This window comes from Metallosphaera tengchongensis (assembly GCF_013343295.1).
GTDB classification, from domain to species: Archaea; Thermoproteota; Thermoprotei_A; order Sulfolobales; family Sulfolobaceae; genus Metallosphaera; species Metallosphaera tengchongensis.
In genome coordinates this window covers 103,891-119,438 of the sequence record NZ_CP049074.1, presented here as the reverse complement: position 1 = coordinate 119,438, position 15,548 = coordinate 103,891, and the positions used below count along the sequence as shown (strand labels likewise).

Below are 15,548 nucleotides of genomic sequence, written 5' to 3'. Positions count from 1 at the left end.
ATGAGGGCAATTTCCGTACCGGTATTCATGGTCTTGATGTTTATACTCTTGGTAGCTGTGATAGTCCCAGCCTTCCTGCTCTTTCAGTCAGTGAGCGTCTACTCTTCCCAAGGCTCCCAGCAGGCCTCGGCTTACTCTCAAGGTCAAGGTAATGAGATAAACCAAGTTTTCAGGGGAAACCCCAACATCTATTACAACTCCACAGAGTACGAGCCTCACCTGGAGTTCCTGTTTACTTCTACCCCGTATCCTTTCAATATTACAAGGATTTACTACTTTAATGGCTCGGAGTGGGTACCTACACTCCGGTCTCTCGTGGTTGCAGGTGACTCCAGCCTCCCTCTACCCTCAAAGAGCTTCAATATGCCTGTCCTGTTGGTCTCTGGGCAAGGTAACATATACTTCCTAAACCCTAACACTTCAGTTGACACAGTAAATATACAAGGGCCGTCTGGGAAGTTTCCGGTGTACGTAGCCTCTTTCGTAGAGAACGGGAGCAAGATATACCCAGTAACTACTACCGTTAACTTCGCAGGAAATGTTGAGTCAACTCCCTTCTTAATAGACGTATTGCCCGGGAACTACCCCGTGGACGAGGTTAACCAGTACGTGTTTTTGTCACAGTACGGTATTACCGGTGTGTTCCAGAACTGGTCGGTTGTGGGTTATGGGACTCTTTCAGCCACAAACGCACTTTCAACAGTGGTTACCGTGAGCGGGCCTGTAGTCCTTACCGCAATTTATAAGGGAGATGTGGCTAAGTATTCTGTGACCATCAAGCCGTGGGATATCCCGTTGGAGCCTAATACTACCTCTGTTAAAGTTAGATCCAATACCCTTACCCTTTCGTCCCTGAACGCGACTATACCTGTAAAAATAGATAATAGAATATATTATCTGAACTCTTCTGGCATTACACTGAATCTAAGTTACGGTTATCACATAGTCCAGTTTCCTCACCTCTATAATATCAGTTTTAATTACAGTTACAGTCATGGAGGTGGTAAAGGAAACACTCCGAATAGTTTCTTCATGGAAGCGGGCCAGATAAATTGTTATAACTTGAGTAATCTCAGGGCTTCCACTACAAATATAACACCTATTGGTCTAGACGAAGTGTTCGTAAACGGCTCTGGTACCGTGTACGGTGTGTACAAGAACATAACCACTTACTACGGTATGCTAGTGAACAATTCTTTCTTTTTGCCCGCTGGCTATAATATAAATAATCAGAGTGTTTTAGGCGATTTCGCGGGTCAGTTCCTACAAGTAAACAAATCATTTGTCGTAGGTCCTACACAGGACAACAGGTTTGAGAGGTTATACTTTAAGAGTGGCACAGGACTAGACCTGACCTATGAATATCTTGTTACTGAATATGGAAATTTTATAATTTCGTATAAATCCTTAGTTTCAATAAATCAAAATACACAATCTTATTCTTCAATTCTATCCTCTCCCATTAATGTCACTATATATAACGTAACTAGTTCTTATGCAGAGCCTTCATCGACTATAAATGGAAATGGTTACTACTTCATAGTTCAGTCTCCTATGTACTTGACAGTTTACGAAGAGTGGGAATACGAAGGTGTGGTCTTATGAGGAAAGGTATATCCAACGCTATCGCTCTGCTTATCCTGATTGTCGTTGTCCTAGTAATAGCCGTTCCTGCCCTCCTTTACGTCTCAAACTCCCAGCAGGCTGCTACCACCCAAAGCGCCCTGGTGAACAATTACATTTACCTTAAGTCCCTCCAAGTCAAGCAAGTTCAGGAGGGACACCCTGCTATTTTCTACGCGAATTCTTCCATCCTCTTCTACTATACCAACGGTACCTTCGTGCCCCCAACCAACCTAACAATTACCCATATACTTTTCCTCAATGGGTCAATTTGGCAGAACGTGACTCAGATCCATTACCCCCTTGAAGTATCAAGGTTCTTCAACCTCTCTCTCCCTGGCTACGTCCAGGGACACCCAATCATAATAGTGACTTCTCTAGGGAACGTCTTCTTCTTGACGCCTAAGTCGTCCATCGGTCCGTACTCCCTCTCCTCAAAGGGTGGGTTTACAGTTGTGACACAGATATATGGTAGTCCTCCTCTGTCAGTGTCAACGAACATCTCCACCAATATTTATGGTAAATTTGAAAATTTCACAACCCCAGTTTCGTTCCCCAACTACACGGGGACTTTCGTGGTGAAAGCCCCTCAATACGTGTTCTACGAAAGACCTAACGGTTCCGTTGTGACAGGGGTATTCAGGAACTGGATAGTGCTCGGAACAGCCAGCCTGAATTCGACCAATTCAACTGACGTTAGAGTTACGTTGGAGGGGACGTCCACTGTGCTAGAGGCTAACTACACTCCAGTCACCAAGATAATCACGATTTCTCTAAAGGTCCACCCATCTACTAATAACATCTGTGTGCTCGTTGATGGAAGGCCTTACAATTTCGATAACACGATAAACGTCACAGTCCCTGCAGGATACATCAACGTTTCCCTAAAGACCCTCCAGTTCAACTACTCCGGAAGCAACCAAAATATAATATATCATTACTCGTACGACTATTCGAGTTTTGGTAGTAACAAGTACGATGTTACCAGCTTCATATTATTCTCGTTATCAAATTCCTCATTAAATATTAATTATATTAATAATTTTAATTATGTGAAAATTTACATCGGTTATTCAGTATATAATAATGGATATATGCCAAATGTTACAGCAATCTATTATGTTAAAGGATTCATTGGTGATTATATAATCCCTGGTCGTCAAGTATATCCTCTTTCCCCTTCTTCTGATGTATTATTTTTGAATTCGTCGCTATATAATTACAACGAATACTATTGGGTAGTCAACGGTACTTATTCAATAGGAGGTACGGGAAATGTATTAAGAGGCCCCTTCCTTGTAATATATAATAACTCAAACTTACAATTATTCAATAATATAAGTTGGAATCCTTATATATTCTTGGTCAACGGCACCAAGTCTAATAACTTAGTAGTAACGATAAATGATTTTACTAATATTACAGTAGAATATGTCTATGAATATGGTTATGATCAGTTTTAGGGGTGACTAAAGTTGAAGGGCCAGTCAGAATTTATAACATTCCTGATTGCAGTCATACTGATAATAGTAGTGATAATACCTCTATTTCTGTTCATGATTAACGTTTCTGAACCCTCCGTAAAATCGCTTGACACAACTTCTGTTCTTCAAAGGCAGATAAACGGAGGGTCGATCCTCCTTTTCTACAACGCGTCTCCTTCAAAGCCGGAACTCCTAGTTTTAAGAGGAGGGGGAAACTACACCTTGGACGCAGTTTACTTCCTAGGAAAAGGCCCTTGGGTAAATATATCATCGTCAGTTAGACCAATACAATCAGCCCAACAACACATCCCCTTGCCGTTGACATACAATTTCTCCCTTCCTGAATACGTCTGGAACGAGACAATCCTGGTTCAAATATCTGGATATAACGTCAGCGTCTTCGCTACGCTGCTCCCAAACGAGACTGCATTTTCATGAGCGGTGAGCTTTTCCCTCACCTTGACTAACTCAGAGCATGCATCGCCAATAAGGCTCTGTGTTTTACGGTAAGATTACATATTTACTCTCCAATGAGTTATTATTATAGGTTTAGGTTTCACAGCATTTCATGGCCCTAAACACCGGTTCTCGACTCTCGGCCTCCATGGGAGTCAAGCTGGCCTTCCACCCTAATCCTTTCCCAACTCACTATGGGTGACCCCTATCTACGAAGTTGAGGTGACCCTCACACTTAGGACTGAACTGTCCATAGGTCTTGCCAACACTTCGAGGTATAGTCACATTTCTGTGGTTAGACCTCGCAATGAATGGTATTCTCACGCTTTGTCATACCCCTTTACTCTAGATACGTATTTGATCTTGTTACTAAATTATATAGATTCTAGGAATAAACGAAACTGCTGACAACGGTCCCACACCCTCTCCCCAACGTGTACTCTTAGACCTTCAAGACACATCGTTTCCATAACGCCTTGTTAACCCTCTTCCCCTCCTACTCACCCCAGACTTAGAATCTGTTCTATAAATACCAATCTACATCTTTAAATTGAGTATCATGAACAAGAACATTATACTAAACTTTAAAAACTTTAAACCCTACTCTATCTCATGGTCGTTAGAACGGGAGATAATTACCTTCAGTCCATAAGTAACCGTTCAAAGGTAGAGATCTATGTCATGGGGAAGGAGGTGAAAGACGTGACCAAGCACCCCTTCCTGAAGCCCTCCGTTATGTCTTTTAAGGCAACCTTTGACGCGGCGTGGGAGGAGGACACTAAGGAGCTGGGGAGGGCGTGGAGCCCCTTCTTGGAGGAGGAGGTTAACAGGTTCAACCACATCCACAGGTCCCCGGAGGACCTAGCTGCGAAGGTGAAGTTACTGAGGAAGCTGAGCCACAAGACCGGGGCCTGCTTCCAGAGGTGCGTAGGTTGGGACTCACTTAACACCCTGAACATAGTCACGACAATGATGGCCAGTAAGGGGAAGAAGGAGATAAGGGACAGGTTCGTGGAGTACCTCAAATACGTACAGAAGAACGACCTAGCCCTAGCCGGTGCTATGACAGACGCCAAGGGGGTCAGGAACCTGAAGCCCAGTCAACAGCCCAACAAGAACGCCTACCTGAGGATAACGGAGGTCACAAAGGACGGTATATACGTCTCCGGTGCAAAGGCGAACATAACAGGAGTAGCTGCCACTGAGGAGATGGTGGTCCTTCCCACTAGGGCGATGGGACCAGAAGACAAGGACTACGCAGTGGCGTTTGCCCTGCCCACGGACAGCGAGGGGGTGAAGATAGTCGTGGGGAGGCAACTGAACGACGCTAGGAGGATGGAGGAGGGGGAGATAGACGGCCTACCCTACTTCTACAACCACGAGGGTCTGGTAATCTTCGACAACGTGTTCGTGCCCATGAACAGGGTCTTCCTAGCTGGGGAGTGGGAGTACACTGGTACTCTCGTGGAGATATTTTCAGCTTACCACAGGCAGGGCTACGGTGGTTGCAAGGCAGGGCTTGGGGACGTTATAATAGGGGCGAGCGCGGACCTGGCGAAACAGATAGGTGTGGACAGGGCCTCCCACGTCCAGGACAAGCTTACGGAGATGATATTCCTGACTGAGACCATGTACTCAGCTGGGATAGCGGCTAGCCTGAACGCGGTGAAGATGTGCGACACCTGCTGGTGGGTAAACCCAATGCACGCCAACGTCACCAAGCACCTCGTAGCGAGGTTCCCAGCACAGATAGCTCAGCTCTCCATTGATCTGGCAGGGGGAGCTGTAGGGACTGCCCCGAGCGAGTGGGACTTAAAGAACCCCAAGCTGAAGGAGTACATCTCCAGGTACCTGCAGGGGGCTGAGGACTTCACTGCTGAGGACAGGTTGAGGATGATAAGGCTAGTTGAGAACGTGGCTATGGGAGTAGCGTTCCAGATAGAGTCCGTCCACGGGGCTGGTAGCCCAGCTGCGCAGAGGATAATGTTCTCGAGGCTCTACGACATCAACTTCGCTCAGGAGGTGGCTAAGAAGCTTGCAGGGAGGAAGAGCGAGGTCAAGTTCACGCCCAAGGCTGAGCCCTGGAGGGACAGCCAGTCTGAGGCAGAGGCTAAGGAGCTAAAGACCAAGAGTTAGCTGAGAGACCTTTTTTGTTGTTTGGCTTAATGAATGATCAACGCCATTAGGGGCTTCACCCTAGCTCGACGTTTAACCCCTAAAGTCCTAGTAGGTCATGGACTTAAACGACTGGGTACCTGTACCCCCCTCAAAGGGTCGGTCTCTCAGACCAGGGAGTTCATCGGTTCCCGAGTTAGCGAACTAGAGAGAGTCCTGAAGTGCAAGGCCATGGGGGTGCGACGTCATTGAAACTTCTAGGTACAAAGTTCGGAGACTACGCTCTTCACCGTACCGTGAAGCTTCACCTGCTCACCGGTAACCACTAGATCAACCTCTCACCGTGCGCATAAACGTTAAAGTAGCCATCCCTCAGGAACCCTATCAAAGTTACACCTGATTTCTTTGCAATCTCCACTGCGTAACTTGTGGGTGCTGAGATCCCGCTTACGATCGGGATCCCCGCCATCACTGCCTTGCTGACTATCTCATAACCTACCCGACCGCTGACCTGGAGGACGTATTGGCTCGCAGGTAACCTGTCCTCCCTGAGGAGGCTACCCACTACCTTGTCGACAGCGTTGTGCCTCCCTACATCCTCGGAAATCGCGACCAAATCTCCGGAAGTGTCCAGGAGGGCCGCAGCGTGGAGCCCACCAGTCACGTTGAAGGCGCTCTGGTATTCCCTCAGTTTACGTGGGAAGGAGAGTATAGCCCTCTTCTCTACCTTGACTTCACTCTTCAATATCTCCAGGGTGTAGAGGAGCCTCCTACCGCAAACTCCGCAACTCGAGTTCACCACTATGTGTCTGGGCTCAATTTCAGCCCTTCTGGTCAAGTATACCCTCACCTCACCGTCACCTGCTGTAATCTCGCGTACGTCCTTCGAGTTATCTATTACCCCTTCCGAGAAGAGGAAGCCCAGGGAGAGCTCCTCGTCTTGGCCTGGAGTTCTCATGATGACGGCGAAAGTCCTGCACTCCTCCTCACATATCTTGATCTCAAGCGGTTCCTCTACAGCTACGTAGTCCTCCTCGAGGCTCTCCCCGTTTTCCCTGACCTTAAGGATCTTAACCTTGTCTACTTGCACTCCCTATCGCCCTTAACACCTTTAGTACCAGTCTTAGACCTCTCCTCACGTCTGGATCGTTCAGCTCCTTGATCAACTGGGTAAGGGACGCGTCCTCCACCTCCTCATCCCCGTTGAGTACTGAGTACAGAACGCCCAGGGTTTTGATTAGTCCCCTATTCTCCTCTGACAGGGTGGAGAGCGTCCCCTCAAAGTTTTCCAGTAGCCCAGTCATCAACTGTAAAACCCCGGACTTGTGGAGGGCCCTCACGAACCTCAGGAACTGCTCTAGGGATTCAGAGTCCTCCCCAAGCAGAGAGATCACTCTATCAAGGGTCTGAACTCCGTCCTCTTCCATTTCTTCTCGACCTCTATGCCTACCTGGCTCCTCCTCTCCTTTACGTGGTATCTCCAGTTGTCCCTGGGCAACGGTCTGTCCCCTGATTGGCTGAGCTTCTCGATCATCACTGGCGTGTCCTTGTATCCGGGTGTCCCGGAAGCCTTGTCCACCTCCGTCCCAGTTAGGTTGTTCACGGCATTCCTAGGGTCTGAGGCGAAGAGAGGTATGAAAACCTCCTCCCCTGTCACGCTATCGCTGACCAACGCCCTAGCTTTTATCTCCCCTCCGGACTTGGACTTAACTAGGATTAGATCTCCGTCCTTTATGGAGTACCTCTCGCTTAGCTCTTTTGATACCTCTACGAACGGTTCAGGGAACTTTCTCCTCAAGCCCTCAACCCTCCCAGTCATGGTCCCACCGTGAAAGTGTTCCAGGACTCTCCCAGTGTTCAGGGTGATTGCGTGGGTCTGGTCCCTCAGGGAGCTTGGCCTCCAACTTAGCGGATAGAGCGTGGCCTTCCCGTCGGGAGTAGCGAAGGAGTTCACATAGAGCAATGGGGTGTCCCCCTCCTCAGTCACAGGCCAGACTAAGCTGTTGAAACCCTCTAACTTGGAGTAGCTAACTCCTGAGAAAACTGGGGTCAGCCTAGCCACCTCGTCCATTATCTGGGACGGGTGGGAGTAACTCCAGTCTGCTCCTAGAGCGTTCGCTATCATCTGTATGATCTCCCAATCAGGTTTTGCGTCTCCCAAGGGTTCCATAGCCTTATAGAACCTCTGTATCCTCCTCTCGGTGTTCACAAAGGTACCCTCCTTCTCCAGGCTGGGAACAGCCGGTAGAATGACGTCTGCGAGCTTAGCAGTCTCAGTCATGAACACGTCTTGGACCACTAGGAAGTTAACGCTCTCTAACGCCTTCTTGGTAAGGGGCGTTCCGCAGTCCACCATTACTGTGTCTTCCCCTACTATGAAGAGGGCGTGGATCTTTCCCTCCAGGACGCCCTCTATCATCTCCGGTATTTGGAGACCAGGCCTTCTGCTGAGCTTCGCCCTCCAGGCGTCCTCGAACTTGGAGATCACGTTCTCCTCGAGCTTCTGGTAACCGGGGAGGTAGTTTGGCAGGCACCCAAAGTCGCTTACGCCCTGGACGTTGTTGTGGCCCCTCATGGGAAAAGCCCCAGTCCCTGGCCTCCCGTAGTTCCCCGTGAGGAGGAGTATGTCAGAGATTATTGTAGAAGTGTCCGCTCCACCAAGGTGCTGGGTGACCCCCATCCCCCAAAGGAAGGAGACCGACTTAGCCTCGTGTATCATCTCAGCTAGCCTCACCAACTGCTCCCTCGGGACCCCTGTGACCGACTCCACGTAGTCTAGGGTGAAACCTTCCACTGACTTCTTAAACTCATTGAAACCCTTGACCCTTTCCAGGAACTTGTGGTCGACCCAGTCCATGTCTATCAAGTACTTGGCCACTCCAGCGAGCACTGCAGCGTCAGTACCGGGCTTAGGTCTTATGAAGAGGTCAGCCCTCTCAGCCATCTCGTGCTTCCTTACGTCTACAACTGCTATCTTAGCCCCCCTGATCTTCTTCGCCCTCTTTACCTTGCTACCAACCACTGGGTGGCTCTCTGTCGTGTTGTGTCCTACTATGACTATCAGGTCAGAGCTCTCTATGTCCTTAATTGTCCCAGAGTCAGCCCCAATACCTACGGTCCTCCACAGGCCCACAGTGGCTGGGGACTGACAGTACCTAGACGAGTTGTCGACGTTGTTTGTGCCCACAACTGCCCTAGCCAGCTTCTGGAGGAGGTAAGCCTCCTCGTTGCTCATCTTGTCTGAGGCGACGAACCCCAAGGAGTCAGGACCGTACTTCTCCTTGATCTCCTTCATCTTCCTAGCTACTAAAGAGATCGCCTCCTCCCAAGTTGCCTCTCTGAACTTGTCCCCATCCCTAATCAGGGGGACCCTCAGCCTGTCCTCGCTGTTCACGAAGTCCCAGCCGAACTTCCCCTTGACGCAGGTGAGGACTCCGTTGGCTGGGGACTCCGGCCTAGGTTCTATCTTCAGGATTTTCCTCCCCTTAGTCCAGACCTCGAAGGAGCACCCTACCCCGCAGTAAGTGCAAACGGTCTTAGTCCTCTTTATCCTGGTCTCCCTAGCCTTAGACTCCAGCTCGCTCACCAACATGAGCAGGCTGAAGTTGTCCTCAGTCTTGCCCACGTCCTCGATTAACTTCCTCTTCACGTCATCCCTCATCCACGTGAAGAAACCAGCCTCTCCCAGCATCCCCTTCTCCATGAGGGCGTTGACTGGGCAAACTGTAACGCAGGTACCGCAGTTCACACAGGAGGAGTTCCCAATGGGGTTACCGTTGTCCCACACCACCCTAGGGGGGTCCAAGTCCCAGTCTATCCAGATAACCTCGTTCACTGCGAAGTCCTGACAGGCCTCCACGCACCTTCCGCAGAGGATGCACTGGGCAGGGTCGTACACGTAGAAGGGACCAGCGTCTACCGAGTAGGGCTTCTCCCTATAGCTCTGGTGGTAAACCTTCTCCCTTATGACAGCCTCATGTAGTTGACAGCCTAGGTTGTTGTCGCAGAGGGTGCAGTAAAGCTTGTGGAGCCCCAGGATCCTGGAGATCGCCTCCCTCCTAGCCTTCTTTGCCCTTTCGCTTTCGGTCACTATCACCATGCCTTCGCTTACCTCCGTCGAACAGGCCCTCCTTAACTTTCCGTTGACTTCGACAAGACAGGTGTCGCAACTGTTCAGTGGTACCAGTCCCTCACTGTAACACACGTGGGGCACGTAAGTCCCAGACCTCCTCAAAAAGTCAAGGACGGTCTCGCCTGGGTTCGCAACTCCCTCTCTTCCATTTAACTTTACAGGAATCGACACATTTGTGGATTGATATTTTAACATAAAAGAGTTAGTTAGGAACATTAGGAAAAAGATATTCTCCTTATTTTTTATTTTTTGGAGATAAACCTTAACTCGTGGACGGACTAGTAGACTAGGCCCTTTCCCCAACTCTGGTTCAAGATCTTCCTCACTTAGTACCTTCCTTGGAAACTTTTCAATTTTAACGACCTTTCATGAAAACAGTTAATAGTGATAAAAGTTTTCTTTAATATGGTTTTTATGAAAAAATATTTAAGTTCCTCTTTCTTTAGATATAGTATGGACAGCAATTGGGGCTCAGTCCCATCAGAGGTAAGGTTTGGGATAAGGTATCTGTCTGCCCACTTCTACCCAAGGAAGTATATGTCGAGGTGGGGGGTCCTTAAACCTCTTTCCGTTAAGTTCGTAGGTAAGGTGATGGGGTACTCCCCTCAGCAGTACCAAGAGGAGCTTCAACACTTCGATTTCTTTGAGAGGTACTTCAAGGGCGAACCTCTAGACCTGGAGTTGCCCGAGTCATATATACGCTTTTTCGATAACCTCACTGAGGACTTCAAGAGCGGTGACGTCCAGAGGATAGTCACCAGGTTTCACATGGTGACGGAGGGGGTGTTAGCTACCACAGGACTTCACCTACTGAGGGAAGCGGGGGAGAGATATGGGCTTAAGGAGTTCACAGCTGGTATCAGGAGGATAGTGGAGGACGAAGCTAGACACATTAACTTTGGTCTATCCCTGGTGACCGATAGGGAGTACGCAGTGAAGAGGATAGAGGAGCTCTACCCTGAGGCCCTTCAGATCGTCCTGGACGGGAAGGAGACGCTCAGCTCGTTGGCTCCATTCGAGGAGATCTTGGGGATGATGGAGGAGCTTAAGAGGGCTAGGCTAGCTAAGGTTATGTCGTGAAAGTCCAGGGAGGAATTGACTTCTTCCCTGCCCTGCGAGGGGTCCCTCAGTTTGTGATTTTCCATGGGCTTTATCTGAGGCGACGCTCCCCCTTTTAATACCTCGGTTTAGATACCTAGGGGCCAGGGTCTTCGTTTTCGTCCATCGGTTTAGCTACAACCATTTAATAGTCGAGGGGCGATAGAATGTCTTGGTAGATGGGTTCACGTCCACTTAAAAACATACTTTCCACGGTCTTATCCCTTGGAGTAGTCCCACAGAGTAGGTTTATTGAAGACCTTGGCTTAACCCCAACTGAGCACGTAGGTAAGTTAGTTCGATTGGATCAATATGCTTTAAGGTACCTCCATTCAGCTATCCCTGTCTCTTATCAAGGGGGAGGACAACCTCCTAGCTTTACCTTTTTTCAGGGATTGGCAGCACCTTCAGGACTTCCTTGACGTGAGAGGTCGGGTTCATCTGGGAGGAGTAGACCAGCCTGACCTTACCTTCAGGGTCAATTACAAAGGTTACCCTCCCAGGGATTAGGAAGCCCTTAGCTCCATAAAGCTCCCTTATTCTGTCACCCTCATCACTGATTAAGGAGAAAGGGAGCCCGTACTTCTCCTTGAACTTCCTGTGGGACTCAGGAGAGTCTCCGCTGACCCCTAAGATCACTGCCCCCCTCTTAACAACCTCGTCCCAGTTTTCCTTGAAGCTTAGCGCCTCTGCCCTGCAACCTGGTGTGTCGTCCTTAGGGTAAAAGTAGAGCACTACGTATTTCCCCCTAAGGCTCGAAAGCTTTATCTTTTCGCCGTTCTCGTTCACACCCTCGAAGTCTGGAGCAATGTCCCCGACTTTAATTTTCATGATAGAAATAATGGTGAACTCGGTTATATGTCCTTTTTAATAAGATTATAAAAAGAAAAGGAGAACCTCGGTACTTTAAACGTAATGAGACTGGGGATAAAGAAACTCGTAAGCGTACTAAAGAAGCTCTCCTTCCTCATAGTGTCAAACGTAGTAACTCCCGTAAAGGGGAGTAACACTTTAGACCTCGGTGGAACCCTCGCCCTTTAGGGCGGGGAGGAGGTCAGATTCAAATAAAAATAAATCTCAGCTACACTTCAAAAAAACTTAACGCGATTGTCAGCGTGCACTTCATACCCTCGGATCCACAGTCCTGCGTCCCAGGATTTATAGGCTAACCGTCCACATACTGAAATGGGATCTGATCGTCCCATCAAATAATTAACGGAGAATAAAGTTTCTTATCCTCATTATGGACATAAGCTCGGCTTCAACGACCCTGTCCCACGAGAGAAACTTCCGCACGAATCCCTCCCCTACTTCTGCGTTCAACCTTAACGCGGCCTCAGCCATCCCCTTGATATTGTCCTCCTCTATCTTTACCACTCCCCTCTCCTCTCCAAAGATTTCCATCATCGCTTGGGTCCTGTAAGCCAACACTGGCGTTTTAAGACCAAGTGACTCTAAAACGACTAGGGAAAAACTATCGTAATGTGAAGGGTACAACGTAAACCTTGCCCTCGACACTACCCTATATAGGTCCTCCCCCTCCTTGAAGCCCAAGTATTCAACATTAACCTTGAGCCTGTCCACCATGTTCAGGAAGTCCACCTTGTCCCTCTCGTCTTGGAACTCCCCCATGACGTAGAGCCTCACGTCCCTCCTCTCGTTCACCCTCTTCCAGATGATGGGGACCTCAAAAAGTCCCTTCTCTGGGATAAGCCTAGTGAAGTATACCGCGAAGTCCTCCTTTTCGTCCTCCCTGAACTTCATTATCCCCTCCGGTAAGGCGTTGGCTGGGGAGGGGACCTCGTACGGTAGGTAGGAGTCTAGGCCTGAGTTCAGGAGAGGGATTCTGCTCACCGAGATCGCGAAGTTCAGGTTTCCCTCAGAAATTAGGCGGAGCCATACCTCTCTCTCCCTTCTGGATTCCCTAAGAGCCCTTTCGAACTTCTCCAGGGCTCGCCCGGTAGGGCCCCTGAACTTTATCCTAAAGAGGGTCGAGTCCCTTAGATAGAAGGGCTCGAGTTGAAGTTGTACCCCCAAAGGGGCGTCAGTAATTTTTCTGGCAAGTCTCACGTTCTCGGAGGAGTTGCTGTAGACGACCGCGACGTCGTACTCCTCCTTCCTTAAGCGTGACTCAAACTCCTCAACGGAGTTGGAATCCCTTATGTTGTCCATGAGCTCCCCAGATGTGGAGTTCAGACCTTTCAGGACGGAGACCAATTCCCCCTTCCTACCGTAATTAAAGGCGTAAGAGAGGTTTCTAATGGAGGGAACTATGTTAACTTTGGCGAGCTTTGGGAGCCTGCCCATTATCTCTAGATTCCTTTGATATCCCCCACTTCTCTCGTTCAAGCCGAAGTCGACAACGGCAAGAATTTTCAACCGAATTCACTAAAACTGGGTAGGTAGTAAAAATAAAGTAGACTACCTTAAACCATGTTAGCGTTTAAAGGTGGGAAAGCCTGGCCCTTTACGGCAGGGAGTTAGCCAAGAGGGCCGGCAAATTGAACAAGGGAGGGATCCCTCATCGTCTTTCGGACGTTTTAAATCCCTTTAGATTTTGAAACTCAGGTTATGAAATGATTTTTATATAGAGTTGAAATAATAATGTCTATGAAAATCCAAGAAATCACCCCAATAGTACTCTCCTCTAAGGAGAAAGGAGCTGCCACTTGGGCTTCCACAATGATAGTGGTGAAGGTAGAGACCACTGACGGAATGGTGGGCTATGGAGAGGCTGTCCCTACCCTGAGGGTAAGTCAAGTGTTCAGTGCCCTCAAGCAGGTGAGCAAAGGCTTCATGGGCCAGGAAGTGGAGAGGGTCGAGAGAAACTACCACAGGTGGTACACTCAGGACTTTTACCTGTCCAGGTCGTTCGAGTCAGCGACATCCTTGAGCGCCATTGATATAGCCCTTTGGGACCTATTGGGAAAGGAGCTAGGTGCGCCTTTGAACAAGCTCCTTGGAGGAAAGTTCAGGGACGAAGTCCCAGTCTACGCCAACGGTTGGTATAAGGACTGCGTCACACCCCAGGACTTTTCCGTGAGGGCTAAGGAAGTCGTAGGAAAGGGGTACAAAGGGTTGAAGTTTGACCCCTTCGGCGCATACTTTGACTGGATAGACGAGAGGGGACTTAAGCAGGCAGAGGAGAGGGTCAAAGCAGTGAGGGAATCGGTGGGAGACGAGGTTGAGATCATGATTGAACACCACGGGAGGTTCAACGCTAACTCGGCCATCTCCATAGCCAAAAGGCTCGAGAAATATAACCCGCTCTTCATGGAAGAACCTGTCCACCACGAGGACATAGAGGGCTACAGGAAATACAGGTCACACACCCAAGTTAGGGTAGCAATGGGGGAAAGGCTGATCGGTCTCAAGGAGACCCTCTTCTACCTGAGGGAAGGTTTGGTCGACATCCTCCAGCCCGACATAACCAACGTTGGCGGTGTCACAGTGGGTAGGAAAGTGGCGAGCATGGCTGAAGCCTTCGATGTGGAAATAGCCTTTCACAATGCGTTTGGATCAATACAGAATGCCGTCTCCATCCAGTTGGCATCAGTTATACCGAACCTAGTTATCTTGGAGAACTTCTACGACTGGTTTCCTAAGTGGAAGAGGGACTTGGTCAGGAATGGGACTCCCGTGGAGAACGGAAGGGTGAAGGTCCCCGATAGACCGGGTATAGGTGTAGAGGTAGATGAGGAGCTCTTGGAGGAGCTAAGGGCAGATCCTGTCCCCCTGGAAGTCTCAGATGAACCAGTGTGGGTGGTTGGAGGTACCTGGAGAGGTTATTGAGGGTAGGAAAAGGGCTGGCTCCAGCTAAATCAAGTCTCAAATCCATTCGTAGATCAACCAAAGCCAGTCCTAAGACCGTACGAGCTGGTAAAACGTCTCAGTTTTCCCAGTAAATCGCCTCATCATGTCTCCAGACAGACCTCCCAATTGGGAGGAGTAGCACTTCATTGCCCTGAGTTTAGTCTCCCTATAGCCCTCAATGTCAACTATCACTTTGCTCCACTTTCTCAAGTAGACTAGACCTCTCCTCCGTGGGTCTAAAGACGTTGGAACCCAGATGATGTAGAACCTAGCTCGTGGGAACAGTCCAAGAGTTATTTTGCCAAGAGTTGCATGATCGTCGTGCATATCAAAGGGAACCGGTGAGTACACTATTTCTGGGGATAGCTCCTTAATCCTCCATCTGAGTGCCTCCTGTGCTTCCCTCCTCCTCGACTTTACCCTTCCGTCCTCAAATCCTAAGTACCTAACATTTGCCTTATCAACTCCCAGGACACTGAGGGCACACTCGATCTCCCTTGTCCTAATCCTCACCAACTCTTCGGAACCTCTCAGCTGCTGATCCGGAGACCCATATCTTCCATCGGTCACTACATCCACGTAAACTTCGTCACCTCTTCTCAAGTGGTTCAAGATGCTTCCGCCACAGCAGAACGTCTCATCATCTGGGTGAGGGGTAACAACTAGAACTCTCAAGCTTAGCCCAAAATTATTTTCTTCACGTTAATAAAAAGTTCACATTAACCAGTTTTCCCTCTATGACCTCTTGGAAATATCCTGAGGTTATATGAGATAACCTGAGCCAGCCCATACTACGACGAACGTGGTTGCTATGAATACCCCATAAC

The 15,548-nt window shown here is 48.9% G+C and carries 13 protein-coding genes; 7 read left to right on the top strand and 6 right to left on the bottom strand.

All coding sequences use genetic code 11. From position 1 onward, the window contains the following. From GWK48_RS00545 to GWK48_RS00530, 4 genes are all read left to right on the top strand, one after another. Nucleotides 1-1,605, top strand: coding sequence for a hypothetical protein (locus GWK48_RS00545; RefSeq protein WP_174628629.1), 1,605 nt, complete (start codon nucleotides 1-3; stop codon nucleotides 1,603-1,605). Beyond that, nucleotides 1,602-3,086: an archaellin/type IV pilin N-terminal domain-containing protein gene (locus tag GWK48_RS00540; RefSeq protein WP_174628627.1), complete on the top strand. Its 1,485-nt coding sequence runs from the start codon at nucleotides 1,602-1,604 to the stop codon at nucleotides 3,084-3,086. The genes GWK48_RS00545 and GWK48_RS00540 overlap by 4 nt, the downstream gene beginning before the upstream one ends. Nucleotides 3,087-3,098: 12 nt before the next feature. Further along, complete coding sequence (locus GWK48_RS00535) at nucleotides 3,099-3,545, top strand: hypothetical protein (RefSeq protein ID WP_174628625.1); 447 nt, start codon at nucleotides 3,099-3,101, stop codon at nucleotides 3,543-3,545. Between the two features lie 630 nt (nucleotides 3,546-4,175). Next, nucleotides 4,176-5,699, top strand: coding sequence for a 4-hydroxyphenylacetate 3-hydroxylase family protein (locus GWK48_RS00530; protein ID WP_174628623.1), 1,524 nt, complete (start codon nucleotides 4,176-4,178; stop codon nucleotides 5,697-5,699). Between the two features lie 304 nt (nucleotides 5,700-6,003). On the opposite strand, the gene fdhD is transcribed toward GWK48_RS00530, so the two are convergent. From fdhD to fdhF, 3 genes are read right to left on the bottom strand one after another with little or no spacing between them, the layout of a single operon-like run. Beyond that, a complete protein-coding gene (fdhD, locus tag GWK48_RS00525; protein WP_174628620.1) occupies nucleotides 6,004-6,768 on the bottom strand; it encodes a formate dehydrogenase accessory sulfurtransferase FdhD in 765 nt (254 codons plus the stop codon). After that, nucleotides 6,749-7,105, bottom strand: a complete 357-nt coding sequence (locus GWK48_RS00520) for a helical membrane plugin domain-containing protein (RefSeq protein WP_174628618.1) — start codon at nucleotides 7,103-7,105, stop codon at nucleotides 6,749-6,751. The genes fdhD and GWK48_RS00520 overlap by 20 nt, the downstream gene beginning before the upstream one ends. Continuing rightward, nucleotides 7,069-10,005, bottom strand: coding sequence for a formate dehydrogenase subunit alpha (gene fdhF / locus GWK48_RS00515; protein WP_174628617.1), 2,937 nt, complete (start codon nucleotides 10,003-10,005; stop codon nucleotides 7,069-7,071). Before fdhF ends, GWK48_RS00520 begins: the two co-directional genes overlap by 37 nt. Before the next feature lie 258 nt (nucleotides 10,006-10,263). Between fdhF and GWK48_RS00510 the strand changes: the two genes are divergently transcribed. After that, the gene (locus GWK48_RS00510; RefSeq protein WP_174628615.1) at nucleotides 10,264-10,890 is read left to right on the top strand and encodes a ferritin family protein; all 627 of its coding nucleotides are present in this window, start codon (nucleotides 10,264-10,266) and stop codon (nucleotides 10,888-10,890) included. Nucleotides 10,891-11,286: 396 nt separating this feature from the next. On the opposite strand, the gene GWK48_RS00505 is transcribed toward GWK48_RS00510, so the two are convergent. Then, entirely contained in the window at nucleotides 11,287-11,739 is a 453-nt protein-coding gene (locus GWK48_RS00505) for a peroxiredoxin (protein WP_174628613.1), read from the bottom strand. Nucleotides 11,740-11,823: 84 nt separating this feature from the next. Here GWK48_RS00505 and GWK48_RS11630 point away from each other — a divergent pair, with 84 nt between their 5' ends. Then, the gene (locus tag GWK48_RS11630) at nucleotides 11,824-11,949 is read left to right on the top strand and encodes a hypothetical protein (protein ID WP_281359986.1); all 126 of its coding nucleotides are present in this window, start codon (nucleotides 11,824-11,826) and stop codon (nucleotides 11,947-11,949) included. A gap of 171 nt (nucleotides 11,950-12,120) precedes the next feature. Here the strand turns inward: GWK48_RS11630 and GWK48_RS00500 are convergent, their stop codons facing one another. Continuing rightward, nucleotides 12,121-13,287, bottom strand: coding sequence for a glycosyltransferase family 4 protein (locus tag GWK48_RS00500; RefSeq protein ID WP_174628611.1), 1,167 nt, complete (start codon nucleotides 13,285-13,287; stop codon nucleotides 12,121-12,123). A 231-nt stretch (nucleotides 13,288-13,518) separates the two neighbouring features. On the opposite strand from GWK48_RS00500, the gene GWK48_RS00495 reads away from it, so the two are divergent. Further along, complete coding sequence (locus GWK48_RS00495; protein WP_174628610.1) at nucleotides 13,519-14,700, top strand: mandelate racemase/muconate lactonizing enzyme family protein; 1,182 nt, start codon at nucleotides 13,519-13,521, stop codon at nucleotides 14,698-14,700. Nucleotides 14,701-14,769: 69 nt separating this feature from the next. On the opposite strand, the gene GWK48_RS00490 is transcribed toward GWK48_RS00495, so the two are convergent. After that, complete coding sequence (locus GWK48_RS00490; RefSeq protein ID WP_174628608.1) at nucleotides 14,770-15,396, bottom strand: PIG-L deacetylase family protein; 627 nt, start codon at nucleotides 15,394-15,396, stop codon at nucleotides 14,770-14,772. Nucleotides 15,397-15,548: the final 152 nt, after the last annotated feature.